Origin of the sequence: Calidithermus terrae (assembly GCF_003574345.1) — a bacterium.
Classification (GTDB): Bacteria; Deinococcota; Deinococci; order Deinococcales; family Thermaceae; genus Calidithermus; species Calidithermus chliarophilus.
Genome location: NZ_QXDL01000010.1, coordinates 1 through 23452, shown reverse-complemented (window position 1 = coordinate 23452; position 23452 = coordinate 1). Strand labels below are relative to the sequence as shown.

Genomic DNA, 23452 nt, shown 5'->3' with positions numbered 1-23452 from the left:
TCGGGCAGGATTTACCCTCGATGCCGCTTCACCTGAGCTTGGGAGGACAATGAATCCGGGGAAAATGATCCTGCTGGGGCTCGCTGTCGTGCTGGCCGCCTGTGCCGGGCCCGACCCCGCGCCCGCCAAGCCCGCCGTCCTCGAGGCCATAACCCTCTCCGAGCGCCAGGTTCGCCTGAGCTGGCCGGCCGCGGCCCACGCCCGCGCCTACGAGATCGAGCGCAGCACGGCGGGGGGCGCGTACGAACCGCTCGCGCAGGGCGCCGCCACCGCCTACGTAGACTCCACCGTGGCCGCCGACCAGCGCTACAGCTACCGGGTGCGCGCGCTCAACTGGGGCGGCGCGAGCGGCTGGGCCGAGTCGGGGGCGGTGATCACCCCGCCCAAGCCCACGCCGAGGGCCCACCTCGAGGGCGTGTTCGGCACGGCGCGGAGCTGGCCCCTGGTGGCGACGCACGCCGTGCTCCTGCCCGACGGCACGCTGATGTCGTGGTACAGCCAGGACGCCATCGGCAACCACCGCGACAACACCGACCCGATCTACCACACCGGCACCCGGGTGGACCTGTGGAACCCCCGCACGCTCGAGCACCGCCCTGCCAACAACAGCACCACCGACCTGCTGTGCGTAGGGCACGTGGTGCTCAGCGACGGGCGGCTCTTCGCGGCGGGCGGCAACCTGGGGGGCACCAACGGCAGCGACCACACCAACTACTACGACCCCGCCCGCGGCGCCTGGGCCCGCGGCCCCGACATGGCCGCCGGGCGCTGGTACCCCACCCTCACCCTCCTGCCCAACGAGGAGGTCCTCATCACCGGCGGCAGCGACGCCCAGGGCAAGGACAACCCCGCCCCCGAGGTGCTCCAGCGCGACGGCACGCTGCGCCTGTTGAGCAACGCCCGCACCGACACCTGGGACCTCAACCACTGGTACCCCTGGATGTTCGTCACCCCGACGGGGCGGGTGTTCCACGCGGGCTCGAGCAACCGCCTGCGCTTCCTCGAGCCCGCCGGCCAGGGGGCCTGGGGCGAGGGCTACCCCCGCGACGGCAAGAACCGCTGGTACGGCAGCGCCGTCATGTACCAGGCGGGCAAGATCCTGGTGATCGGCGGGGGAGGGCCGGACGCCACCACCACCCTCCTGGACGTCAGCGCGGACGGCGAACCCGGGGTGCGCCCCGGCCCCTCGATGCGCTTCGGCCGCACCCACTTCGACGCCACCCTCCTGGCCGACGGGCGGGTCTTCGTCAACGGCGGCAACGACGGCGAGAAGTTCAGCGACGAGGCCACCGTTTACGACAGCGAGATCTGGGACCCCCAGAGCAACGCCTGGGCGCCGGGGGCCAGGGCCAGCGTGCCGCGCAACTACCACTCCACGGCGCTGCTGCTGCCCGACGGCACCGTCTGGACCGCAGGCGGGGGAGGCTGCGGCGAGGACTGCGGCGTCAACCACCCCAACTACGAGATCTACTACCCGCCCTACCTCTTCGAGCCCGACGGCTCCGGCCGCTATGCCCGCCGCCCCAGCCTCACGGGCGCGCCCCGCACCCTGGGCTACGGCCAGCGCTTCACCCTCCAGTCCCCCGACGCCCCCTCGATCGCCTCGGTCAGCCTCGTCGCCCTGGGGGCCGCCACCCACGGCTTCAACATGAACCAGCGCTTCATGAAGCTGACCCTCGAGGGCAAGGGGAGCGCTACCCTCGAGGTCCGGGCCCCCGCCAGCCCCAACCTGGCCCCGCCCGGCTTCTACCTCCTCTTCATCCTCGACGGGCGGGGCGTGCCCTCGGTGGGGGAGATCGTGCGGCTCGAGTAGCCCCGGTGGCCCGTGGGGAGAGGGCGGGCACGAGACCCGCCCCTACGGCCCCATCTCCGCTTCAGACCTTCGCGCGGGTCAGGCGCTCGAGCCGCTGTGCCAGCGCCGCGAAGTCGGCGGGGTCGTCGAGCACGACCACGTCGCCCTCCACCGCCACCGAGAAGCCCTGGTCGCAGTGCGAGAGGCAGGCGACAACTCCACCTCGAGGCCCCTCCCCGCCCCGCCGAAGTAGCCGATGCCGAAGCGCTCCTCCAGCAGCTTCACCCAGGCGTTGAAGCTCTCCTCCGAGCCGGTTCTGGCGTGGCAGCCGGTGCAGATCTCCAGGCGCATCGTCAGGGCTTGCTGAAGAGGTCGGGGCTGAGGGCCGGGTTGATCTGGTAGTCCTTGTACACGAGGTCGGCGTAGGGGAAGCCCTCGCGGAACTCGGTGGCCTTCACGGGCACGGTGATTCCGCCCACCACCTCGGTCTTGTCGAAGGTGATGGTGCTCTGCTTAGGCGTGAAGTAGCCGGCGACGGTGCCGTCGTCGAAGAACATGAAGCCCTGGCTCACGCCCTTGGTCTTGGTGAGCACCTGGTGGTAGCGCTTGCCCTTGTACGTCACGTTCATCACGTAGCTGGCCTCGTCGCGCTCCTTGCCGAAGCGCAGCCCCGGCCACTCGTTGAAGAGGATGTCCCACATGAAGTTGCCCGGCTGGGTGCTGTAAATGCCCTCCTGCACCTGCTCGCCGCGCTTGGTGAACGAGCGCTCCTTGCTGTTGACCCGCACCGCCCCGTCGATCTCGAGCCGGCTGCGCAGGTTGACGAAGTCGAGGTAGACCTTGATGACGTTGGTCTTGTCGGTGAAGGGAGGCTTGTACTCGAGCGTGTAGCTCAGCGTCTTGAGGTTTCTGAGCGCGTCGCCGCCGTTGGCCTTGAGGCCGAGCTCGAGCCAGTAGGCGGGGTCTTTGTTCACGTTGTCCTGCGCCAGGCCCAGCAGGGCCACGAGCGCCAGAGCGAGCGGTAGGAGCCGTTTCATCTCGAGGATTCTCCCACAACCGCCACGGGTGCGGGTGAGCGGAAAGCGGTAAGCGACAAGCCATAAGCCGTCAGCGAAAGGCCCGCGGCTTGTGGTAACCCCACCCCTTCCCTCCCCGCGCGCGGGGAGGGTTTATCCCCCCAGCCCCCCTTGCTAAGGGGGGAACAAGGCGTCTTGCGTACGACGTAGGACGTACGACCCAGGAGTACGACCCGCGTCCGGCGTTCGGCTATCGACCATCGACTATCGACGTCTTCCAGCGTTCAGCTATCGGCTATCAGCTATCGGCGTTCGACGTACGACCCGCGCCCGGCCCTTCAGCGCAGCCGCTCGAGCAGGTACTGCGCCAGGTCCTTGACGTGGACCCGCTCCTGCATCATGGTGTCGCGGTCGCGCACGGTCACGGTGTCCTGCAGCGTGGTGCTGCCGTCCTGGCTCTTGCCGATGGTGTCGTAGTCCACCGTGACGCAGAAGGGGGTGCCCACCTCGTCGTGGCGGCGGTAGGCCTTGCCGATGTTGCCGGTGTCCTCGTAGAGCACCCGCCCCATGCCCAGCGCCTGCAGCCGGGCCTTGAGCTCCCTGGCGTAGGAGGTGATCTCCTCCTTGTTCTTCGCCAGGGGGATCACCGCGACCTTGATGGGGGCGAGGTGCGGCTTGAGCTTGAGCACGACGCGCTCCTCGCCGCCCTCGAGCTGCTCGCGGGTGTAGGCCTCGCTGAGCACGGCCAGCACGCCGCGGTCCACCCCGGCTGAGGGCTCGATCACGTAGGGCACGAACCAGGCCTTTGTCTCGGGGTCCTGCACGGCCAGCCTGGCGGTGGAGTCGGGGTTGTCCATCACCTTGGCCTGGATGCCCAGCTCGCCCTGGGCCTTGGTGTGCGAGCCCAGGTCGTAGTCGGAGCGGTTGGCGATGCCCTCGATCTCCTCGAAGCCCAGGGTGGGGAAGTTGTACATCAGGTCGAAGGTGCGCTTGGAGTAGTGGGCCAGGTCCTCCTTGGGCACGTCGAGCACCTGGATCTGCGCGCGCGGGATGCCCTGGGCCTCCCACCACTGCAGCCTCGCCTCGAGCCACTTCTCGTGCCACTCCTCGTCGGTGCCGGGCTTGACGAAGAACTCGATCTCCATCTGCTCGAACTCGCGCACCCGGAAGATGAAGTTGCGCGGGGTGATCTCGTTGCGGAAGGCCTTGCCGATCTGGGCCACGCCGAAGGGCAGGCGGCGGGCGGTGGAGTCGAGCACGTTCTTGAAGTTGACGAAGATGCCCTGCGCGGTCTCGGGCCGCAGGTAGCCGTAGGAGTCCTCGTCGGCGACGGGCCCGATGGTGGTCTTGAACATCATGTTGAACGGGCGCGGCGGCGTCCAGTCGCCGGGGGCCCCGTCGGCGGGGTCGATCACCTTGGCCGCCTTCATGGCCTCGGCGGCCTTCTCGGGGTCGGCCATCAGCGCGGCCACCAGCGCGCTCATGTTGGAGGCGTCGGGCAGCCCCAGGGCCTGGGCCACGGCGTCGGCCACGCCGGGCTTCTGGTCCTTCAAGAGGTGGTCGAGGCGGTAGCGCTTCTTGGAGACGCGGTTATCGACGAGCGGGTCGGAGAAGGTGGCCTCGTGGCCGGAGTAGCGCAGCACCAGCCGGTGGGTGAGAATGCTGGCGTCGAGGCCCTCCATGTCGTCGCGCTCGTAGACGTTGGCTTTCCACCACGCCGCCTTGAGGTTGTTCTTGAGCTCGACCCCCAGCGGGCCGTAGTCGTAGGTGCCCTGCAGGCCCCCGTAGATGTCGGAGCCGGGGAAGATGAAGCCACGGCGCTTGCACAGGGAAACCAGTTCGTCCATCGTTTCAGCAGGCATAGAAGCTCCTTTCGGTCGCGCAGGACGCTAAAGGTCCGCTCCGGGGGTTTGGCCCGGCCACCGGGGAACAAAAAAACGTCCCCGGCAAGATGCCTGGGGACGAATAGTTGGGTCACTACTCGCGGTTCCACCCCAGTTCTCGAGGGAACCCCCTCGAGCCCTCTGAGTCGTTGCGTTGACTGCTTCCGCCGCCCTTCCCGTAGCCCCTGCCGCTGGGCTTTCACCGTCCCCAACTCGCTGTGGGCGGGTGTCCACGGTACTCCTGCGGACAACGCCCCCTCATGATGCAGCACCGGGCGCCGGGTCGTCAATTTGGCGCCGGGGGCTAGAGGCCGGGTGCTGGGGGCGGGTCGTGCGTCGTACGTCCTACGTCGTACGCCGTACGCCAAACGCAAGACGCAAAACGCGATACGCCTCGGCCCTAGACCCTCGGCCCTCGACCTCCTAGCGCAGTGCCTTGAGTGCGAGTTTGATGATCTCCTGGGTGTTGGCTTCGGGGTTTTTCTGGACGATGTCGGCTACGACGCCGCGCACTTGGCTCTCGCGGAAGCCCAGGGTGACGAGGGCGAGCTCGGCTTCCTCCACGCCGCGGTTCTGGCGGATGGGGCCGCCCTCGCCCATCAGGTGGGCGGGGACCTTGCCGCGCAGGTCGAGGGCGATGCGTTCGGCCAGCTTCTTGCCCACGCCCTGGGCGCCGGTGAGGAGGCGCAGGTCGCCCTCGGCGAGGGCTCGAGCCAGCAGGGAGGGGGTGAGGCTGGAGAGCATGTTGAGCGCCACCTTGGGGCCCACGCCCGAGACGCCCAGCAGCAGTTCGAACAGCTCGAGCGAGCGCTCGTCGGCGAAGCCGTAGAGGGAGAGGTCGTCCTCGCGCACCACCAGCTTGGTGTGCAGCACGGCCTCCTGGCCCTCGGTGAGCTCGGCCAGGGTGGAGGAGGGGCAGCCCGCCTCGAGGCCGACGCCCCCCACCAGCAGCACGGCGGTGTTGGAGGTTTTGCGCAGGACGGTGCCTTTGAGGTAGCGGATCACGGCGAACAGTTTACCGCCCGGAGAAGCGCGGGGCGCGCTTCTCGTAGAAGGCCGCCACGCCTTCCTTGTGGTCCTCGGTCAGGCCGGCGATGTCCTGCAACTCGGCCTCCACGTCGAGCATCTCCTCCAGGCTCGAGGTCGCGCTCTCGCGCAGGGCCTGCTTGATGAGGCCGAAGGTGCGGGTGGGGCCCTGGGCGAGCTCGAGCGCGAGCTTGTGCACCTCCTCGGCGAAGCTCTCGATGCCGACGACCCGGTTGACCAGGCCGAGCTCGAGGGCCTGCTCGGCGTTCAGGCGGGGGGAGAGGGCCATGAGCTCGAAGGCCTTGGCCTGCCCCACGATGCGGGGGAGGTGGTAGCTCATCCCGGCGTCGGGGATGAGGGCGATGCGGCTGAAGCCGGTGGTGAGCACCGCGTCGGAGGCGGCGATGCGCAGGTCGCAGGCCAGGGCCAGCGAGAGCCCGGCCCCGGCGGCGGCCCCGTGCACGGCGGCGATCACCGGCTTGTCGAGGGTGGCGATGCCCGCGATGGCCCCGGCGTAGTTCTTGAGGTGGGCCTTGTAGGAGATGGTCTTGCCCTCGAACTCGCGCAGGTCCTGGCCCGAGCAGAAGCCGCGCCCGGCGCCTCGGACGACCACCACGCGCACCTCGGGGTTCTCGGCGGCGTCGCGCATGGTCTGGGCGAGGCCCTGGAGCATCGCGGTGTTGAAGGCGTTGATGGCCTCGGGCCGGTTGAGGGTGAGGGTCAGGACTCCTTGGTCGAGTTCGGATAACAGCACGCTCATAGCGACTCCTCGCGGAAATTTAGCGGTCTTTGCCCATCAGCCGCCGCAGCAGGCGGACCTGACCGGCGTGGTAGAGGTCGTGGTTGGCCGCGCCGAAGGCGTGTTCGGCGAGGGTCCAGCGCCCGGACTTCTCGTCGAGCCGTCCCGGCTCGAGCCGCTCGACGGCGGCGCGCAGCTCGAGGTGGCAGGCGTGGAGGAGCTCGAGGTCGGCCTTCCAGGCCTCGGCGGTGGGCTCGGCGGGGACGGCGGGGAAGTTGGCGGGCTTGCGGGGAAAGCGGCCCCGCTCGAGCTCGCCCGTAAGGTGGCGCGTAGCCATGAACTTCCAGTAGGCGCAGTGCAGCGCGTACTCCCAGGCGCAGTGCCGCCCCTCGGCAGGGCGCCAGAGAGCCTCCTCCGGCGTGAGGCCCCGCAGCGAGCTGCGCAGGTTGGGCCCGTGCCAGGTGGGCCGGTCGTAGGCCTGCTCGAGCAGGGTCAGGAGCATCGGGATGCGCGGGTCGGCCATGCGGGCCCTTCGGGCTGCTACCTCATGCGGTCTTCGCCGAAGCGCTGGCCCTCCCACACGTCGATGAACGCGGTCCCGGCGGCCAGCCGGGCGCTGTGGGGCACCCCGGCGGGGATGTGGTAGTAGTCGCCCTTGGTGAACACCCTGCGCTCGCCGCCGATCACGAACTCCACGCGGCCCTCGAGCACCACCCCCCACTGCCCGTCGTGGGCGTGCTCGGGCACCTCGGTGTCCTCGTGCACCTGGCCGAAGCCGATCTGGCCGTTGTGCCCGGAGACCACGGGCATGTCCATCCCCGGCCAGAGGGTGACCTGCTTGAACGCCTTGAACCATTCGGGGAAAACGCTCATGTTCGCTCCTTTGAACGGAGTATAAGCGTCTGCGGGACAACTTGGGATCAGACCCTCCCATAAACTCACGCCACCGCCGCCCAAAGCCCGCCGGCGGGGTCTGCCGGCGAGCCTCCGGGGGGCGCGAAATTGGCGACGGATACGGTATAGGCTCCCGAACCCGCTTGGTTTTGGTGTACCAAGCATGATAGGATTCACCGGATTATGGCGTTGGTCGTACAGAAATACGGCGGTACCAGCGTGGGCGACCTCGACCGCATCCACAAGGTCGCGCAGCGCATCCAGCACTACCGGGAGAAGGGCCACCGCCTGGCGGTGGTGGTCTCGGCCATGGGCCGCATGACCGACGAGCTCATCGCCCTGGCTAAGCGGGTCAACGCCCGCCCGCCGCAGCGCGAGCTCGACATGCTCACCACCATCGGGGAGCAGCAGTCGGTGGCCCTGCTTTCGATGCAGCTCAACGCCATGGGCATCCCGGCGCGGGGCTTCACCCAAGGCCAGGTGGGCATCACCACCGACGGCCGCTACGGCGACGCGCGCATCCTCAAGGTCGAGCCCCGCCTGATCCAGGAGGCCCTCGAGCGCGGCGAGGTGGCGGTGATCGCGGGCTTCATGGGCGTGACCCCCGACGGCGAGCTCACCACGCTGGGGCGCGGCGGCTCCGACACCACCGCCGTCGCCATCGCGGCGGCCTTGGGCGCCCACGAGTGCGAGATCTTCACCGACACCGAGGGCGTCTACACCACCGACCCCCACCTCATCCCCGAGGCCCAGAAGCTCGCCAAGATCGGCTACGACCAGATGCTCGAGATGGCCGCGCTGGGGGCGCGGGTGCTGCACCCCCGCTCGGTCTACTACGGCAAGCGCTACGGCGTGCGCATCCACGTGCGCAGCAGCTTCTCCTACAACCCAGGAACCATCGTTACGGAGGACGGAATGGAACTCGAACGCCCGGTCACCGGGGTCGCCCTCGACGACGAGATCGCCCAGATCGGCCTGGTCGGCATCCCCGACCGTCCCGGCATCGCCAGCCGGGTCTTCGAAGCCTTAGCCCGCGCCGGGGTCGCCGTGGACATGATCATCCAGGGCGTGCCCGGCCACGACGCCTCGCGCCAGCAGATGGCCTTCACGGTCAACCACGACTTCGCCGACGACGCCATGGACGCCCTCGAGCCCGTCCTCGCCGAGATCGGCGGGGAGGCCCGCCTGCGCCGCGACGTCGCCAAGATCTCCATCGTCGGCGTGGCCCTGGCCTCCACCCCCGGCATCCCCGCCCGCATGTTCAACGCGATCTCCGGCGTCGGCGCCAACATCGAGATGATCGCCACCAGCGAGGTCAAGATCTCGGTGATCATCCCCGCCCAGTTCGCCGAGGCCGCCGTGCGGGCCGTGCACAGCGCCTTCGAGCTCGACAAGCCCGTCAGCGCCTGAGGCCCCGCGCCGCTCATGAGGGCAGGCCCCGGGCCTGCCCGTTGCCCTGCTGTGTTAGGTTATGGGGCATATGGAGAAGCACTACCTGACCTGGAGCGACATCAGCAGCCTGGTCTCCAAGCTGCTCGCGCGGCTCAACCGCGACGACTACGACGCCATCCTCTGCGTGACCCGCGGCGGCATGGTCCCCGCCTGCCTCATCAGCGAAGCCCTCGACCTGCGCAACGTGCTCACCGCCGCCGTGATGTTCTACACCGACGTGGGCGAAACCCTAGACCAGCCCGTCTTTTTGCAATTCCCCAGCGACGCGCTGCTGGTGGGCAAGCGCATCCTGGTGGTGGACGACGTGTGGGACTCGGGCAAGACCGCCGTGGCCGTGCGCGAGCGCGTGCGCCAGGCCGGGGGCAAGCCCACCCTCTGCACCCTGCACTACAAGCCCACCCACAGCCACTTCCCCGGCGACGGCCCCGACATCTGCGCCCAGGAGACCGACGGGTGGATCGTGTACCCGTGGGACCCGTCCCAGGTGTGGTCTTCGGCGTCGGCGTGAAGGGGCGGTAGCTCATAGCGGATAGCCCATAGCCGGGCGCGGGTCGTGCGTCGTACGTCCTACGTCGTACACAAAACGCAAGACGCAAGACGCAAAACGCAAGACGCAAGACGCAAAACGCAAGACGCAAGACGCAAGACGCCTCAGCCCTCGACCCTAGGCGCTGGCGGGGAGGGGGTATCCCCCCAGCCCCCCTTGCTAAGGGGGGTAGAGAGAAGGCGTTTTGCGTTTGGCGTTTAGCTATCGGCTATCAAGCTCCCCCAGGTGCGCGTGGAAGAGCGGGTTCACCACCTCCGGCTTCTCCATGTGCGGGGAGTGCCCCGTATCCGCGATGACCTCCTCGCGGAAGTAGCCGCCGCCAGCGGCGTAGCGCTCGAGCACCCGCCTCGTCTGGCCCACCATGGGCTGGGGCGGGTGTACCTCCTCGCCCGGCCAGCCGGGGACCACGCCGAGCTTGCCCAGGGTGCCCATGTTGAAGAGGCTGAAGTCGCCCACGATCTGGTCCTCGGCGCCGCGCACCCACAGGACGGGGGGCTTGGGGTCGGCGGCGAGCATCCGCTCCACCGTGTCCCCGACGTACTTGGGCGAGATGGCGTTGGCGGGCCCGAGCTTGCCGGGGGCCACGCCCGGCCAGTGGGGGGAGGGCTCGAGGTCGCCGGGGTACTTGTCGGGCCCGACCCGCTCGGAGAGCAGGCCCGAGAGCAATTCCTCCTCGCGGGGGTGGCGGAAGGGCGGCTTCCAGTAGAAGCTGTTCATGACGGTGCGGGGGGAGGCCTGGTGCTCGGTGCCGCGGTACTTTTCCCCCATCAGCCGGGCGAACTCGGGGTTGACGATGCCCCCGCCCGAGCCGGCGAAGTCGGGGGCGCAGGGGGTGCCCTGGAGGTCCTTGGTGCCCCCGAAGCCGAAGGGGGAGCCGGGGCAGAACACGCTCACGCTCAGCAGGCGCTCGGGCGCGGCGGCCATCATGGCCCAGATCACGCTGCCGCCCAGGCTGTGCCCGGCGACGTGGAACTTCTCGAGCCCCAACGTGTCCATGAGGCTCAGGAGGTCGTCCACCCAGTCCATGCAGCCGCGGGTGGCGTCGATGAGCTTGTCCTCGGTGTCGCCGTAGCCGCGCAGGTCGGGGGCGACGGCCCGGTAGCCGTCCGGCAGGGCCAGCATGGTCTCCTCCCAGTAGGTCGAGGAGGAGGCGTTGCCGTGGATCAGGAGCACCGGGGTGCCGTCGGCGGGGCCGCTCAGCAGGACGTGCTGCCGGAGCCGGGGGGTCTGGACCGTGCGGGACTCGATGCCCTCGAGCGTAGGAATAGAACCCATGGTGCTCTCCTTCGTCGTTTGAGTTGACTTCGCCCAATCCTACCGGAGCCTTGTTACAGAGTTGTTACTGGCCGGGGTGGGACAATGGCCCCATGGACACCGCCGCCCTCGAGCTCAGCGACAACCCCGCCCGAAGCCGCTACGAAGCCCGTACGGGGGGAGAGGTGGTGGGCTTCGCCGAGTACCGCCTGCTCACCGGCGCCGTCATGTTCACCCACACCGAGGTCAGCGAGGCGGCGGAGGGCCAGGGCATCGGCAGCAAGCTCGTCCGTTACGCCCTCGAGGACGTGCGTTCGAAGGGCCTCTACGCCATCCCCATGTGCCCCTTCGTCTCGGCCTTCATCCAGCGCCACCGCGAGGAGTACATCGGCCTCGTCAACCCGCCCCACCGGCGGATCTTCGGGCTGTAGGGCCTCAATTTAGCGCCCCCAGGGGGGCCTCAGCTTGGGCGGTTAGCCTGGGCCGGTGATGATGGCCTTCATCGACTGGGTCGCCCTTACCGGCTTGGTGCTGCTCGTGATCGGCTTGGCCTCGGCCTACCTCAAGCCCCTGCCCATCTCGAGCGGCGTCATCTTCCTGCTCATCGGGGTGGGCATCGGGCCGCTGGGGCTGGGGCTGCTCGACCTCAACACCATCGCCACCTCCAACTGGCTCGAGCGCCTGACCGAGGTGGTGGTGATCGTCTCGCTCTTCGTGGGCGGGCTCAAGCTGCGCCTCCCCCTGCGCCACAAGGCCTGGGTGGCGGCCTACCGCCTGGCGGGCCCGGTGATGCTGCTGTGCATCGCGGGCGTGGCGCTGGTGGGGCACTACCTGCTGGGCCTGACCCCGGCGGCCGCGCTGTTGCTGGGCGCGGTGCTCGCCCCCACCGACCCCGTGCTGGCCTCCGAGGTCGCCGTCGAGGACGCCAGCGACCGCGACCGCCTGCGCTACGGGCTCTCCGGCGAGGCCGGGCTCAACGACGGCACGGCCTTCCCCTTCGTGGTCTTCGCGCTGCTGCTCATCGAGCACCAGGGGCGGCTGGGCGGCTGGGTGGGGGAGTGGGCGCTCGAGCGGCTGCTGTGGGCGGTCCCGGCCGGGCTGCTCCTGGGCGGGCTGATGGGCTGGGGCGTGGGCCGCCTCGCCTTCTACCTGCGCAGCCGCAACGCCAGCGCCAGCTCGGGCGACTTCCTGGCCCTGGCCCTCATCGCCCTCGCCTACGCGGGGGCCGAGTTCATCCACGCCTGGGGCTTCCTGGCGGCGTTCGCGGCCGGGGTGGGGCTGCGCCAGGCCGAGGTGCAGACCGTGCGGCGCAACCCGCCCGACGCCGTGCCGCCCGCGCCCGCGGCGGTGGACCTCGAGCGCCAGCCCGCCGAGCAGTTGGTGCGCCACCCCATGACCGAGGAGATGATCCGCCAGCCCGCCGTGGCCTCGGGGGCGGTGGTCCACGAGGTGCTGACCTTCGGGCAGACCCTCGAGCGCCTCCTCGCCACCTTCACCATCATCCTCGTCGGGGTGCTGGCGAGCGTGGACTGGGACTGGCGGGGGCTGGTGCTGGCCGGGCTGCTGTTCTTCCTGATCCGCCCGCTCGCCGTTTGGGTCGGCCTGCTGGGCACGCCCACCACCGCCCGCCAGCGGCTGCTGATGGGCTGGTTCGGCATCCGAGGCATCGGCACGCTGTACTACCTGGGCTACGCCATCGGGGAGGGCGTGGGCCGCAGCCGCGCCGTGGACGTGACGGGCCTGGCGGTCACCGTGGTGGCGGCCAGCATCGTGCTCCACGGCGTCTCCTCGACCCCCCTGCTCAACTGGTACCACCGGAGCCTCGAGGCCAGCCCCGGCCCGGAGCCGGACTGACCGCGCCGCCGGAAAACGCCCGCCGGAGTCGGCGGGCGTCCGGGCCTTTGGCTCACGCCCTGGGGCGCTCGTGGGTGAAAACCGGCGGGCTGGGGGCCGCGCTGAGGGTGGCCGTCGCCAGCGGTTCGGGCAGCAGCAGGTTACGCAACGAAACGCCGCGGTGGTTGGCCTTGGGGCGCCAGCTCGAGCCGCGCTGCTCGAGGCTAGGCGTGGGGGCCAGGTTGGAAGGGCTCGGCATGAGCGCGGTGGCCGAGAGCCCCAGGGCCAGAACCCCCAGGCACATCAGCCGACGCGCGCGGTGTCGGGCGACTTCCCCTACCATGGCCCAAGCCTACCGCGCCCGGCGTTACCCGAGCGTTATAAAGTCACAACCCTTCCGTTAACGCCTGCGGCACGGCGTTCTCACGAAGGGCCAGGGGCTCGCTGCGTCTCTCAGGCCCGCATCATCGGGCCGGGAGGCGCGTCGGGGTCTTCCCAGGCCATCTCCACGAGCTCGATCAGGGTCTCGACGGGGACGCCGTAATCCCGCGATATCTTGGCGATCTCCCGCCCGATCTGCTGGAGCTGGGGGACGTAGGCCGGCTCGCCCAGCTCCCGGGCGATGGAGATCAGCCAATCGAGCAGTTCGTGGGCCTGCTGGTCGGTCAGGCCCTCCGAAAGCGCCTCGTCCTCCAGGAATCGCTCGGCAAGGCTATCGAGCATTCAGGACCTCGTCCTTCTTGACGTAACCCATGCGGCGCACCATGGCTTCGCGGTATTCGGGGGTCTGAGCCGCGGCGATGTCGGCCTGCAGGGCGGCGGCGCGGCTCCTGAGGTTGGCGATCTGGGTCTGGGTCAGCGCGCGCTCGTGGCGCAGGTCGAGGAAGCGCTTGGCCTCGAGGCCGACCAGACCCAACAAATGCAAAGAACCCAGGGCGAAAATGAGGTGAAGAACTCGGTAGACGGGTCGCTCCACGGTGTTTTCAGTATATCGCGCTCTGGGGGCGCTTCGCCGCCGGGCTACGCCGGGAACCTGTCTGCAGGACTGTAAAACTATGCTCCCCGTCCAACCACCTCTTCCGCAAACCGCTCCAAACCCGCCTTCTGACCCGATTCCGAGTTCGAGCCGCCGGGAGCACTAAAACACTCTCGAACATGCATTTTGCGGCAAACTGGATTATACTCAGATTGGCACCCAAAGGGAGGGACGACAAATGGCGAGGACTAAAGAACGAGATACTTTCCGCAGTCGGTTGAAGACGGTGGGGCTGCGCCACACCATGCCGCGTGAGCGTATCCTGTCCTTTTTGGACAAGAAAAACGCCCACCCCACCCCTGAAGAGCTGTACCAGAGCCTGAAGAAGAAGGGGTACGCGATCGGCCTGTCCACCGTGTACCTCAACCTCCAGGTGCTGCGCGACGCGGGTTTGCTGTGGGAGTTCAAGGACCAGCAGGGCAACACCCGTTATGACGGTTTTACCGAAAAGCACCACCACCTGTTCTGCGTGCAGTGCGGCACCATCGAAGACCTGCTCGCCAAGGACCTGCCCGAGTTCGACCCCGAGCCGGTGAAGAAGGCGGTCGAGGCGCGCACGGGCTGGTTCGTGGAGGACGCCCGCCTCGAGCTGCGCGGGGTGTGCCCCAACTGCCAGTAAGGACACGGTGCCCGGTAGGGCCGCAGCATTCTGCGGCCCTGCTGTTTATTTATAAAAGTGAGGGGGTGTGGGGGAGCTATAAACCCCATCCCTCTCAGGGGTGGGAGGGACTCGCAGACATGCCGCCGGGCGTGGCGGCGTGCTCGTCTGCGCCACATGGACTCCCCCACGTCCGCCCCTGGCGGACGTAGCATGGCGGGCGGCTGGTGTGCTATGCTGTGGTAGTGTCTACGGCCTACAAACACAAGCACACCTCCGTCTCGCTGCTGCGCTACCACTTCGTCTTCGTGCCCAAGCGCCGCCGCAAGATCCTGGTAGGGCCGTTGGCCGAGCGGTTGCGAAATCTGCTGGTGCAAAAGTGCGCCGAGTTGGGTTGGGAAATCATTGCCCTGGAGATCATGCCCGACCACGTGCGCCTGTTTCTCTCGACAGGCCCTGGCGTGGCCCCCAACCAGGTCGCCCACCGCCTCAAGGGCTACACCTCGCACGTGCTGCGCCGGGAGTTCCCCCACCTCATCCGGCTTCCCGCGCTGTGGACGCGCTCGTACTTCGTGAGCACGGCGGGCATGGTGAGTAGCGAGACCATCGAGCAGTACGTCGCCGCCCAGAAGACGAGGGACTGAATGGCCGTACACCGGAAGGTAGATTCCCTTCGGGACGCCGCCAGCCCCGGCGGCGGGAGGCGCGTACACCGGAAGGTCTACCGCTTCCGCATGGAGCCCACCCGCGAACAGGGTGAGGCTTTGGAGCGCATGGCGGGGGCCAGGCGGTGGGTGTGGAACTGGGGGCTTGCCCGGCGCAAGGAAGCCTATGCCGCGACGGGCAAGGGGCTGACCTACAACCAGCAGGCCGCCCTTTTGACCGCCCTGAAGCAGCAGCCCGAGACCGCCTGGCTGAAGGAGGCGGATAGCCAACTGCTGCAACAAGCTTTGAAAGACCTCGACCGGGCCTTCAAGGCGTTTTTCGAGAAGCGGGCCGGGTTCCCCCAGTTCAAATCGAAAAAGCGTGACACCCCCCGCTTCCGCATCCCCCAGCGGGTGAAGGTCGAAGGCTCCAAGGTGTACATCCCCAAGGTCGGTCGGGTGAAGATTCGCCAAAGCCAGCCGATTGACTGCCCTGTCAAGGGGGCCACCTTCAAGCGGGATACGCAAGGGCATTGGTACGTCACCCTGACCGCCGAGTTCGAGATGCCTGAGGTGCCCTTGCCCCCTGCCAACCCTGAACGGGTAGTAGGGATAGACCTCGGGTTGAAGGACTTCGCGGTGCTTTCGGACGGAACGCGAATCGCCCCGCCGGAGTTCTACCGCAAGGCCGAACGACGGCTGAGAAAGGCACATAAGGAGCTTTCCCGCAAGCAGAAAGGGGGCAAGAACCGTGACAAAGCTAGAGAGCGGCTGAACCGGGTACACGCCAAGGTCCGCAACCAGCGGCAGGACTGGCTGCACAAGCTGACCACCGGACTCGTCCAGAAGTACAGTACGACGGGCTGTGCATCGAGGACCTGAACCTGAAGGGGATGGCGAGAACCAAGCTGTCCACATCGGTGCTGGACGCGGCCTTGGGCGAGTTCCGCAGGCAGTTGGAGTACAAAGCGGTCTGGCACCGCAAACATCTCGCCGTGATTGACCGCTACTTCCCCAGCAGCAAGCTCTGTCGGGAGTGCGGGACGATCCACACCGCCCTCCCCCTCTCGGACAGGGTTTGGACCTGCGGGGCGGTGCACGACCGAGACCTGAACGCGGCGCGAAACATCCGCGCCGAAGGAATCCACAGGATTCCCGTCGCCGTGGGGCACACGGAGACGCAAAACGCTTGGGGAGCCGCCGTAAGACCTACGCATCGTAGGCAGTCCTCGTTGAACCCAGAATCCCACGCGCTTTAGCCGTGGGAGTGTCAATCAGGCCAGCCTTTCCCTAAGGCCGCCCTCAGGAACACCCGGTCCACCTCGCTGAGGCCCAGCCGCTCGGCCCGTTCCACCGGGACGAAGACGCCGCCCGCCTCGCCCGGCGACCTCCGCCGGCCGTCGAAGTGCTCCGCCACGGCGGCGAAAACCGGGTCCACGAAGTCGGGCGCGGGCCGGCCCCATGCCGGACGTTGCCCGTCCAGGTGCCGCACGTGGATGAAGCCGATCACCCCGAGCGGGCAGACCAGCCAGCCCGTCTCCTCGGCCACCTCGCGCCGGAGGGTCTGCTCGAGCGCCTCCCCGGGCTCGCGGCGCCCGCCCACCGTGAGGAGGGGCGCCGGCGTTCGCACCACCAGCACCTCGGCCCCCCGCAGCACGACGGCACGCACCGAGCCCACGAAGGCCACAGGCGGCGGCTCGTCCGAGAGCCCGGCGCGCAAGTGCAGCGGGACCCCCAGCCACGCCTCCTGCCATTCCCCGAAGGCCGGGTGGCGTTCGAGGAATGGCAGGAGGCCGCCGGGGGTCAACCCCTCACCGCCCGTGCTTCACTCCTCGCCCAGCGGGTTGGGGCTGAGCAGTTCGACCAGGGTCCGCACCCCGAAGCCCACGCCCCCGGCCGGCCCCAGCGCGTGGGGGCGCTCGGTGTAGGCGGGCCCGGCGATGTCGAGGTGCACCAGCGGCTTCTCGGTGAACTCCGCCAGGAACAGCCCCGCCACGATGGCCCCGCCGTAACGGCTGCGCCCGTGCACGTTCTTGAGGTCGGCGGTGGTGGAGACGATCATCTCGCGGTACTCCTCCTCCAGCGGCATGGGCCAGACCTTCTCCCCGGCCCGCTCGGCCGCCTCCTGCACCTCGCGGCCCAGCCGCGCGTCGGTGCTGAACATCCCCGCGACCTTGTCGCCCAGGGCGATGACGCAGGCCCCGGTGAGGGTGGAGAGCTCGACGATGGCCTCCGCGCCCTCGCGGTCGGCGTGGGTGATGGCGTCGGCCAGGGTGAGGCGGCCTTCGGCGTCGGTGTTGAGCACCTCGACGGTCTTGCCCGAGAGGCTCTTGAGCACGTCGCTCACGCGGAAAGCCCCGCCGGAAATCATGTTCTCGGCGGCGGCTATGTAGGCGCGCACCTCGACGTCGGGCTTGAGGCGGGCGACGGCCCGCATGGTGCCCAGCACCGCGGCGGCACCGGCCATGTCGCACTTCATCGTCAGCATGGACTCGTTGGGCTTGAGCGAGTAGCCGCCGGTGTCGAAGGTCATGCCCTTGCCGACGAGGGCGACGACCCTCGAGGGCTTGCCCTGGGGCCGGTAGACCACCTGGATGAAGCGCGGGGGGTTGAGCGAGCCCTGAGCCACGCCGTAGAAAGCCCCCATCCCCGCCTGCTGGATCTGGCGCTCGTCCCAGACCTCGACCTCCAGGCCCGCCTCGCGCCCGAGCTCCTTGGCCCGCTCGCCCAGCTCGGCCGGGGTGAGCACGTTGGGCGGCTCGTTGATGAGGTCGCGGGCGTAGTTGACCGCCTCGGCCACGACCTCGGCGCGGTCCACGGCGGGGCCGGAGGAGCGCGCGAGCCAAAGGCGGAGTTTCTTCACTTCCGGATCGGATTTATACTTCTTGAACTCATACGCGCCCAGCAGCGCCCCCTCGGCCAGGGCGTAGCTCGCCTGCTTCTTGCCGAACTTCTCGGCCAGGAAGGTCTCGGCCACCGCCTCCTTGAAGCCCAGCCGCGTGACCTCGTGCACCAGCCGCGCCCCCGCTTTGCGCACGGTCTCGAGGCTTACCCCGCGTTTGCGGCCGAGCCCGAACAACAAGACGAACTGCTCGCCCACCGGGAGCAACAGGGTTTCGCCGAAATCGCCCTTGTACTTTAGTTCATCAAGCACTCGGCTGAGTTGCCCCCCGCTCTTCTGATCCAGCTTGCGGGCCTCCTCGGTGAGCTCACCGCCCCAGTACCCGGCGATTGCTAAAGGGGCAGGAATCTCGTCCACATACCTGCGGGCGGATTTAACTGTAATTTCCATACTTGGCGAGCATACCACGGCGATTTTGAGAGAAAGCTGAGAATTTCCTGTCCTTTTCCTCAACTTCGGCCGCGTATAATCGAACGGATGAGGACTCAACCGCGTTTCGCGCTCCCCAGACCTGCCCTGCACGGGTCAGTCGTGAGCTTTTGGACCCGTTTCGCCGCCGCTTTCCAGGCGCAGGCCAACCCCAAGAACGCCCTGGGGGGGAGCGCGGCGCTCGAGGGCGTGATGATGAAGTCGCCCGACGCCTGGGCGCTGTCGGTGCGGCTGCCCAACGGCCAGATCCACACCGAGCGCCACGAGGAGGTCGCGCTGTCGAAGAAGTACGCCTGGGCCCGCCTGCCCCTCTTGCGCGGGGTGGTGGCCCTCTTCGACGCGATGTCGGTGTCCTACCGCTCGCTCTCGCGCAGCGCCCAGCTCGCGGGGGAAGAGGAGGAGCAGCTCTCCAAGGGGGCGCTCTACACCACCATGGCGGTTTCCGCGGTGATCGGCATCCTCTTCTTCATCGTGCTGCCGGGCCTGCTGTCGGGCTTCCTCATCGACGCGGCCAAGTACCCGGTGTGGTACAACGCCCTGGCCGGGGTCTTCAAGGCCTGCATCCTGGTGGGTTACCTGCTGTTCATCGGCCGCCTGCCCGACATCCAGCGCTTCTTCATGTACCACGGCGCCGAGCACAAGGCCATCGCGGCCTACGAGCAGAACCTGCCCCTCACCGTCGAGAACGTGCGGGTCCAGCCTGCCTACCACCCCCGCTGCGGCACCACCTTCATCGCCTTCGTGATCCTCGCGAGCATCGTGGTCTACAGCGTGCTCCCTGGTCAGGAGAACCTGGCTTGGCGGTTGGGGGCCCGCGTGCTGTTCCTGCCCGTCGTGGCCGGCTTGGCCTTCGAGCTGCTGCGCTTCACCGCCAACCACAACGACCCCTTCTCCCGCTTGCTGCGGGGTTTTGGCTTCCGCTTCCAGATGCTCACCGTGAAAGAGCCCACCGACGACATGATCGAGGTGGCGATCGAGAGCACCAAGGCGGCTATCGGGGAGAAGAAGCCGGAGGCGGTGCCGGTGGCGTGAGGTGGTCGGTGGTCGGTAGCCGGGCGCTGGGCGGGGGTCGTGGGTCCTACGTCCTACGTCGTACGTCGTACGCGAGACGCAAAACGCAAGACGCAAGACGCGAGAGGCTTTGGCCCTCGACCCTAGACAAACCACGAGCCGCACGCTACAAGCCATACGCTTTTGGCTATCGGCTATCGACCATCAGCTATCGACGTGACGTATTGGAAGTGTGCCCCACTTCCTAAAGCCATCGGGTACACTTAACCCTTGTGAGCAAGGGGCGCGTGCTCGTGGCGATGTCCGGGGGGGTAGACTCCTCGGTCTCGGCGGCGTTGCTCAAGGAGCAGGGCTACGAGGTGGTCGGGGCCATGATGCGCTTCTGGCCCGACGACAAGAAGGACGACTGCTTCGAGACCTGCTGCTCGCCCGACGCGGCCTACGAGGCCCGCCGGGTGGCCGACATCGTGGGCGTGCCCTTCTACCTCCTCGACTACCGCGAGGAGTTCCAGCAGAAGATCATCGAGCCCTTCATCGCGGGCTACCAGGCGGGGGAGACGCCCAACCCCTGCGTCAACTGCAACACCCGCGTCAAGTTCGACTCGCTGTTGAAGAAGGCCCGCATGCTGGGCTGCGACTACGTGGCGACGGGGCACTACGTCATCCGCGAGGGCAACGCCCTGCTGCGGGGCGACCCGCGCAAGGACCAGACCTACTTCCTGTGGGGCACGCCCAAGGAGGCCATCCCGCACATGCTCTTCCCGGTGGGGCACATGGAGAAGCCCCAGGTGCGCGCGCTGGCCGAGCGTTTCGGGCTGCCCACCGCCAAGAAGCCCGAGAGCCAGAACATCTGCTTCGTGCAGGGCGACCTCAAGGACTTCCTGGCCGACCGCCTCACCGCGAGGCCGGGGCCCCTGGTGGACCTCGAGACCGGCCAGGTGATCGGGGAGCACCACGGGGCGCAGTTCTACACGGTGGGCCAGAAGAAGGGCCTGGGGCTCTTCAAGACCCACCTCGAGCGCTACGTGGTGCGGGTCAACACCGCCACCAACGAGGTGATCGTGGGGCCGCGCGAGGCCTGCTTGTGGGGGGGCCTCGAGGCGAGAGAGGTCAACCTGCTCGTGGGGCCCGGCGAGCTGCCCGAGGCCCTGGAGGTGCAGGTGCGCTACCGCACCAAGCCTGTGCCGGGCACGGTCGAGCTGCTCGAGGGTGGGCGCATGCGGGTGCGGCTCTCCGAGCCCCAGTTCGCCGTGACGCCGGGGCAGAGCATGGTGCTCTACCAGGGGAACCGCCTGCTGGGCGGGGGGTTCATCGCCCGGCCCCTCCACAACCAGCTCGAGTCCCGCGCCGGGGCAGGACTGGCGGTGGGCTGACGCGATACGCCGTACAGCCGCCGGCGGCCCTTAAAGCACGATCCGGAAACGGATTTGCAACGTGGGGGCCTGGCCACCTCCCAGGTACACCTCCACCCGGTAGACCCCTGGCGACCAGCCCTGTGGGGGCCGGCTCAGCTTGTAGGTCACACGGTTGATCAGGCCGCCTACCTCGAGCCTCGCCCGCTCGAGCTCGCGCTCCGGCGGGACTGCCTGGGTCTTCTCGGCCAGAAAAGCGCAGGTGAGCAGGGTGTCTGGGGGGACTCCCTCGAGCTCCAGCCGCAACCAGAGCTTCTCGAGGCTCGCGGGGAACGCCCTGGCGTCTGAGCCCCCCCTGCTGGCCGAGAGCACCGCCCGGCTGACCCGGCCAGGCCCTTCCCCCTGGGCCAGAGAACCCAGCACCCACAGCGCCAGAAGTCTCTTCATCGCAGACCGCCACGAACATACCTTGGAGGCACTTACTCCGAGACGATCCAGTGGAAGTGGGTGGTGTGCCCCCCCAGGGGCCGGATTACGTCGCGTGCCTGCCGGCCGTCGTTGAGGGTCACGTTCCTGATGGCCTCCCAGAAGGCGTTGCCGTTGGCCTGCTGGTACGTGACGTAGACGGTGAGGATGCGTGAGCCGTAGGTGGCGTCGTTGAGGTGACCGATGATGGTCTGGGCGGTCGCGGCGTCCCGCGCGTTGTAGCCGTTGAACCAGCCGTCGGCATCGTTGCCGTCGTTATGCGTCTGGTGGGGCGGGAACGGGCCCCCGTTCATGTTGCTGAAGTCGCCCCAGGTAAGACCGGCGAAGTGCTCGATCACGGTCCTGACGCTGGGTTTGACCCAGTCATCGCCCCCCACCCCCTCGTCGCGGCCACCGTAGCGGTTGGCGCCGGTGTAGCGCACCAGTTTCTGCACCGCCCCGAACTCCTCGGTGGCCTCCTCGCCGTTCTGGGACTTGGCCCGCGCGCGCAGGGTGAGGTTGCCGTTGTTCTGCTGGTTGACGGCGGCCGCCTGGGCTGAGGGGAGTTCGAAGAGCAGTTGCGAGTTGCTGACCTCCACCTTCTCGTCGTCGCCAAAGGCGGTGAGCAGGGCTCCCCGGACCCCGGCCGCCAGGTTGGCCCTGGCCACCACCGCGCTCCCCTCGAGCACCTCGAGCTCCAGCGAGGTGAGCGAGTCGTCCTCGGCCCCCTCGACCGTGATGGTGCCGTGGATGCGGGTGTTGCCGCCGAAGTAGGTGTGTGCGGAGGCGCTCAGGTAATTGAGGGGCTGGTTGTTGATGTCGTTGAGCTGCAGCTTGGCGATCGCTAGCTTCTTCTCTTCGACGATGTCCACCACCACCTGGGAGTCCAGGAGGTCGTCGGCAACGTTGGCCACGGTCAGATCCACCTGGATGGTGTCGCCCTCTTCGTCCACCGGCAGGTCCTGCTCACGCCAGGCCGTCGCTCCGCCGGCATCGAAGGCCGCTAGGCCCAGCCCGTTCATGCTGTTGCGCTCCAGGGCCGCGCCGCCGCCCTTCTGGCTGCGGATGGAAACGCCGAAGTAATCGTTGTACTTGGTGCCGAAATAGCCGCCAGGCACCTCGCTGGTGATGAAGCGATAGCGCACCGTGACGTTCTTGGTTCCCGGCTTGATGGTGAAGGTGCGGGAGATGGACTGTGGCCCTTCACCGGAGGTGTTGAGCACTAAGTCCATGTCGTCGGCCTGGGGAGCGGTTGCGGCTCGCGTCCAGGGGGCTGGAGCGATGAAACCTGGCCTCCGCTCGAGCCGGGGCGGGGTTGCCGCGCCGGCGGGCAGGCTGCCGATGCTCCCTTCCACGTGGGGAGCGATCTCTACCGGGGCCTTCCCGTCCCCGTCGGTGTCCAGGTTCCAGCCGTTGGTGCCCTGGCTGAAGTCGTTGTTGTCCACGGCGCTGGGTGGGTCGAACCCCCTCAGCACCAGCTTGGGCGAATCCCCGATGATGGCGGCCAGCGAGGCAAAGCGGTTGCCGCTGGCCTTGGCCTCGAGGATGAAAGTCCGGTCGGGGAGGTTGTCGAAGGTCGCCTGGCCCCCGGTGCTCGTGGCCTGGGCGTTCACGCTCTGGTCGTCGTTGAGCCGGATGGTCACGGCGGCGTCGCTGACGGGCTGGTTGCCCTGGTCCACCACCTGGACCAGGAGGCTCTGGCTGCCGGCCCAGAAGCGGGTCTCGTAGGTGATGCCCAGCCCCTTGCTGTCGCGGGCGATGAGGGTGAACTCGTTGAGCCCTTCCTCGGTGATGGATGGGAGGGTGACCTCGCTGCTCGAGACCTCGAGCGCGCCGTCGGGGACCTTGGTGTTGTTGTGCAGCACCAGCACGCTGCCCGGCGCGGTGTCGAGGGTCTCGCCGGAGATCACGAACTTCACCGTGCCGGCAGCGGCGTTGAAGCCGCTCTTGTTGACTCCTACCACGCTCACCTGTGCCGCAGACGCGGGCTCATCATCCGACGGGGTTGGCTCGGCCGGGCGGCAGCCGAAAAGCAGAACTCCCGCCAGCAGTGCCAGGGGCCATCTCGAGCCGCTGGCCTGAATGACATGCCCCGTGACCCGCAGAATTGCTCCCAATGCGTCCATACGGAACCTCCTTCCTGGCGAATGCAGTACCGGGCGTGTCCTTGAAGGTCACCGAGACCACCCCCGGAAGCCCCTGCCTTCAGGCATGGGGAGGAAGGGGGTGGCGCTCGAAGAGCGCTGGATGCCCGACAAGCCGTGATGATGTAAACTGCCCTCATGGTTGCTGAGGCTATAGGGCACTCCCTTGGGAGCAACGGCTTTTTGCCTGCGACGCAACCTATTTCGCAGCGGGGTCAAACCCGCTGGGCCGCTGTAAACCGGCCATACCTGGGGGAAGCGACAAGTGCTAGGCATGAGTCTGTCCCCGGAAGCCCCCGGCTTTAGCCCTTGTCATTACCCATAAGTCTTGATTTTACGTGCCAGACGCACACCTTCGACTAGGGTTTGCAGTCTGGCCATCCCCCTCCACAGGGTGAGCCAGCCCGGCATCCCGTCCCCCTTGCGGCCCTGGTG

26 protein-coding genes are annotated in these 23452 nt (G+C 68.1%); 11 read left to right on the top strand and 15 right to left on the bottom strand.

Going from position 1 to position 23452, the window contains the following annotated elements; all coding sequences use genetic code 11:
- The first annotated feature begins 49 nt into the window (after positions 1 to 49).
- The gene (locus Mterra_RS02420) at positions 50 to 1813 is read left to right on the top strand and encodes a galactose oxidase early set domain-containing protein (RefSeq protein WP_147372512.1); all 1764 of its coding nucleotides are present in this window, start codon (positions 50 to 52) and stop codon (positions 1811 to 1813) included.
- A gap of 332 nt (positions 1814 to 2145) precedes the next feature.
- Here the strand turns inward: Mterra_RS02420 and Mterra_RS02410 are convergent, their stop codons facing one another.
- The 6 genes from Mterra_RS02410 to Mterra_RS02385 all read right to left on the bottom strand — a co-directional run bounded on the left by Mterra_RS02410 (position 2146) and on the right by Mterra_RS02385 (position 7329).
- Positions 2146 to 2829 carry a hypothetical protein gene (locus Mterra_RS02410; RefSeq protein ID WP_119313706.1) on the bottom strand — a complete coding sequence of 228 codons (684 nt, stop codon included), beginning with the start codon at positions 2827 to 2829 and terminating at the stop codon, positions 2146 to 2148.
- A gap of 317 nt (positions 2830 to 3146) precedes the next feature.
- Positions 3147 to 4670 (bottom strand): glycine--tRNA ligase, encoded by a 1524-nt coding sequence (locus Mterra_RS02405; RefSeq protein WP_119313705.1) that lies wholly within the window; start codon positions 4668 to 4670, stop codon positions 3147 to 3149.
- A gap of 444 nt (positions 4671 to 5114) precedes the next feature.
- On the bottom strand, positions 5115 to 5696 hold the full coding sequence (gene ruvA / locus Mterra_RS02400; protein ID WP_119313704.1) for a Holliday junction branch migration protein RuvA: 582 nt from the start codon (positions 5694 to 5696) through the stop codon (positions 5115 to 5117).
- A 10-nt stretch (positions 5697 to 5706) separates the two neighbouring features.
- A complete protein-coding gene (locus tag Mterra_RS02395; RefSeq protein WP_119313703.1) occupies positions 5707 to 6477 on the bottom strand; it encodes an enoyl-CoA hydratase-related protein in 771 nt (256 codons plus the stop codon).
- A 19-nt stretch (positions 6478 to 6496) separates the two neighbouring features.
- Entirely contained in the window at positions 6497 to 6979 is a 483-nt protein-coding gene (locus Mterra_RS02390; protein WP_119313702.1) for a DinB family protein, read from the bottom strand.
- Positions 6980 to 6996: 17 nt separating this feature from the next.
- Entirely contained in the window at positions 6997 to 7329 is a 333-nt protein-coding gene (locus tag Mterra_RS02385; protein ID WP_119313701.1) for a cupin domain-containing protein, read from the bottom strand.
- 204 nt (positions 7330 to 7533) lie between these two features.
- Between Mterra_RS02385 and Mterra_RS02380 the strand changes: the two genes are divergently transcribed.
- Together Mterra_RS02380 and Mterra_RS02375 are read left to right on the top strand one after the other, a co-directional pair.
- On the top strand, positions 7534 to 8760 hold the full coding sequence (locus Mterra_RS02380) for an aspartate kinase (RefSeq protein ID WP_119313700.1): 1227 nt from the start codon (positions 7534 to 7536) through the stop codon (positions 8758 to 8760).
- A 70-nt stretch (positions 8761 to 8830) separates the two neighbouring features.
- The gene (locus Mterra_RS02375; protein ID WP_119313699.1) at positions 8831 to 9310 is read left to right on the top strand and encodes a phosphoribosyltransferase; all 480 of its coding nucleotides are present in this window, start codon (positions 8831 to 8833) and stop codon (positions 9308 to 9310) included.
- A gap of 240 nt (positions 9311 to 9550) precedes the next feature.
- Here the strand turns inward: Mterra_RS02375 and Mterra_RS02370 are convergent, their stop codons facing one another.
- The gene (locus tag Mterra_RS02370; RefSeq protein WP_119313698.1) at positions 9551 to 10624 is read right to left on the bottom strand and encodes an alpha/beta hydrolase; all 1074 of its coding nucleotides are present in this window, start codon (positions 10622 to 10624) and stop codon (positions 9551 to 9553) included.
- A gap of 23 nt (positions 10625 to 10647) precedes the next feature.
- Here Mterra_RS02370 and Mterra_RS02365 point away from each other — a divergent pair, with 23 nt between their 5' ends.
- Both Mterra_RS02365 and Mterra_RS02360 read left to right on the top strand, forming a co-directional pair.
- Positions 10648 to 11034 (top strand): GNAT family N-acetyltransferase, encoded by a 387-nt coding sequence (locus Mterra_RS02365; RefSeq protein WP_338025072.1) that lies wholly within the window; start codon positions 10648 to 10650, stop codon positions 11032 to 11034.
- A gap of 58 nt (positions 11035 to 11092) precedes the next feature.
- On the top strand, positions 11093 to 12457 hold the full coding sequence (locus tag Mterra_RS02360) for a cation:proton antiporter domain-containing protein (protein WP_218022861.1): 1365 nt from the start codon (positions 11093 to 11095) through the stop codon (positions 12455 to 12457).
- 52 nt (positions 12458 to 12509) lie between these two features.
- Here Mterra_RS02360 and Mterra_RS02355 read toward each other — a convergent pair whose 3' ends face one another.
- The 3 genes from Mterra_RS02355 to Mterra_RS02345 form a co-directional block, all read right to left on the bottom strand.
- On the bottom strand, positions 12510 to 12779 hold the full coding sequence (locus Mterra_RS02355) for a hypothetical protein (protein WP_147372511.1): 270 nt from the start codon (positions 12777 to 12779) through the stop codon (positions 12510 to 12512).
- A gap of 110 nt (positions 12780 to 12889) precedes the next feature.
- A complete protein-coding gene (locus tag Mterra_RS02350; protein ID WP_119313695.1) occupies positions 12890 to 13159 on the bottom strand; it encodes a hypothetical protein in 270 nt (89 codons plus the stop codon).
- The gene (locus Mterra_RS02345) at positions 13149 to 13412 is read right to left on the bottom strand and encodes a septum formation initiator family protein (RefSeq protein WP_119313694.1); all 264 of its coding nucleotides are present in this window, start codon (positions 13410 to 13412) and stop codon (positions 13149 to 13151) included. Before Mterra_RS02345 ends, Mterra_RS02350 begins: the two co-directional genes overlap by 11 nt.
- 238 nt (positions 13413 to 13650) lie before the next feature.
- Between Mterra_RS02345 and Mterra_RS02340 the strand changes: the two genes are divergently transcribed.
- From Mterra_RS02340 to Mterra_RS22990, 4 genes are all read left to right on the top strand, one after another.
- Entirely contained in the window at positions 13651 to 14091 is a 441-nt protein-coding gene (locus Mterra_RS02340; protein WP_119313693.1) for a Fur family transcriptional regulator, read from the top strand.
- A 224-nt stretch (positions 14092 to 14315) separates the two neighbouring features.
- Positions 14316 to 14714, top strand: coding sequence for an IS200/IS605 family transposase (gene tnpA, locus Mterra_RS02335; RefSeq protein ID WP_119313692.1), 399 nt, complete (start codon positions 14316 to 14318; stop codon positions 14712 to 14714).
- A gap of 90 nt (positions 14715 to 14804) precedes the next feature.
- Complete coding sequence (locus Mterra_RS02330; protein ID WP_245971486.1) at positions 14805 to 15596, top strand: RNA-guided endonuclease InsQ/TnpB family protein; 792 nt, start codon at positions 14805 to 14807, stop codon at positions 15594 to 15596.
- Between the two features lie 11 nt (positions 15597 to 15607).
- The gene (locus Mterra_RS22990; RefSeq protein WP_245971484.1) at positions 15608 to 15973 is read left to right on the top strand and encodes a transposase; all 366 of its coding nucleotides are present in this window, start codon (positions 15608 to 15610) and stop codon (positions 15971 to 15973) included.
- An 11-nt stretch (positions 15974 to 15984) separates the two neighbouring features.
- Here the strand turns inward: Mterra_RS22990 and Mterra_RS02325 are convergent, their stop codons facing one another.
- Both Mterra_RS02325 and Mterra_RS02320 read right to left on the bottom strand, forming a co-directional pair.
- Positions 15985 to 16521, bottom strand: coding sequence for an NUDIX hydrolase (locus tag Mterra_RS02325; RefSeq protein ID WP_119313691.1), 537 nt, complete (start codon positions 16519 to 16521; stop codon positions 15985 to 15987).
- Between the two features lie 18 nt (positions 16522 to 16539).
- A complete protein-coding gene (locus tag Mterra_RS02320) occupies positions 16540 to 18006 on the bottom strand; it encodes a leucyl aminopeptidase (RefSeq protein WP_119313690.1) in 1467 nt (488 codons plus the stop codon).
- 231 nt (positions 18007 to 18237) lie between these two features.
- Between Mterra_RS02320 and Mterra_RS02315 the strand changes: the two genes are divergently transcribed.
- Together Mterra_RS02315 and mnmA are read left to right on the top strand one after the other, a co-directional pair.
- The gene (locus Mterra_RS02315) at positions 18238 to 19077 is read left to right on the top strand and encodes a DUF1385 domain-containing protein (protein WP_245971489.1); all 840 of its coding nucleotides are present in this window, start codon (positions 18238 to 18240) and stop codon (positions 19075 to 19077) included.
- Between the two features lie 251 nt (positions 19078 to 19328).
- Positions 19329 to 20429: a tRNA 2-thiouridine(34) synthase MnmA gene (gene mnmA, locus Mterra_RS02310; protein WP_275053944.1), complete on the top strand. Its 1101-nt coding sequence runs from the start codon at positions 19329 to 19331 to the stop codon at positions 20427 to 20429.
- Between the two features lie 30 nt (positions 20430 to 20459).
- Here the strand turns inward: mnmA and Mterra_RS02305 are convergent, their stop codons facing one another.
- From Mterra_RS02305 to Mterra_RS02295, 3 genes are all read right to left on the bottom strand, one after another.
- Positions 20460 to 20855 (bottom strand): hypothetical protein, encoded by a 396-nt coding sequence (locus tag Mterra_RS02305; protein WP_119313688.1) that lies wholly within the window; start codon positions 20853 to 20855, stop codon positions 20460 to 20462.
- 32 nt (positions 20856 to 20887) lie between these two features.
- Complete coding sequence (locus Mterra_RS02300) at positions 20888 to 22843, bottom strand: carboxypeptidase-like regulatory domain-containing protein (RefSeq protein ID WP_119313687.1); 1956 nt, start codon at positions 22841 to 22843, stop codon at positions 20888 to 20890.
- A 489-nt stretch (positions 22844 to 23332) separates the two neighbouring features.
- On the bottom strand, positions 23333 to 23452 hold a 120-nt coding region (locus Mterra_RS02295; protein ID WP_147372510.1), incomplete at its 5' end, for an IS4 family transposase.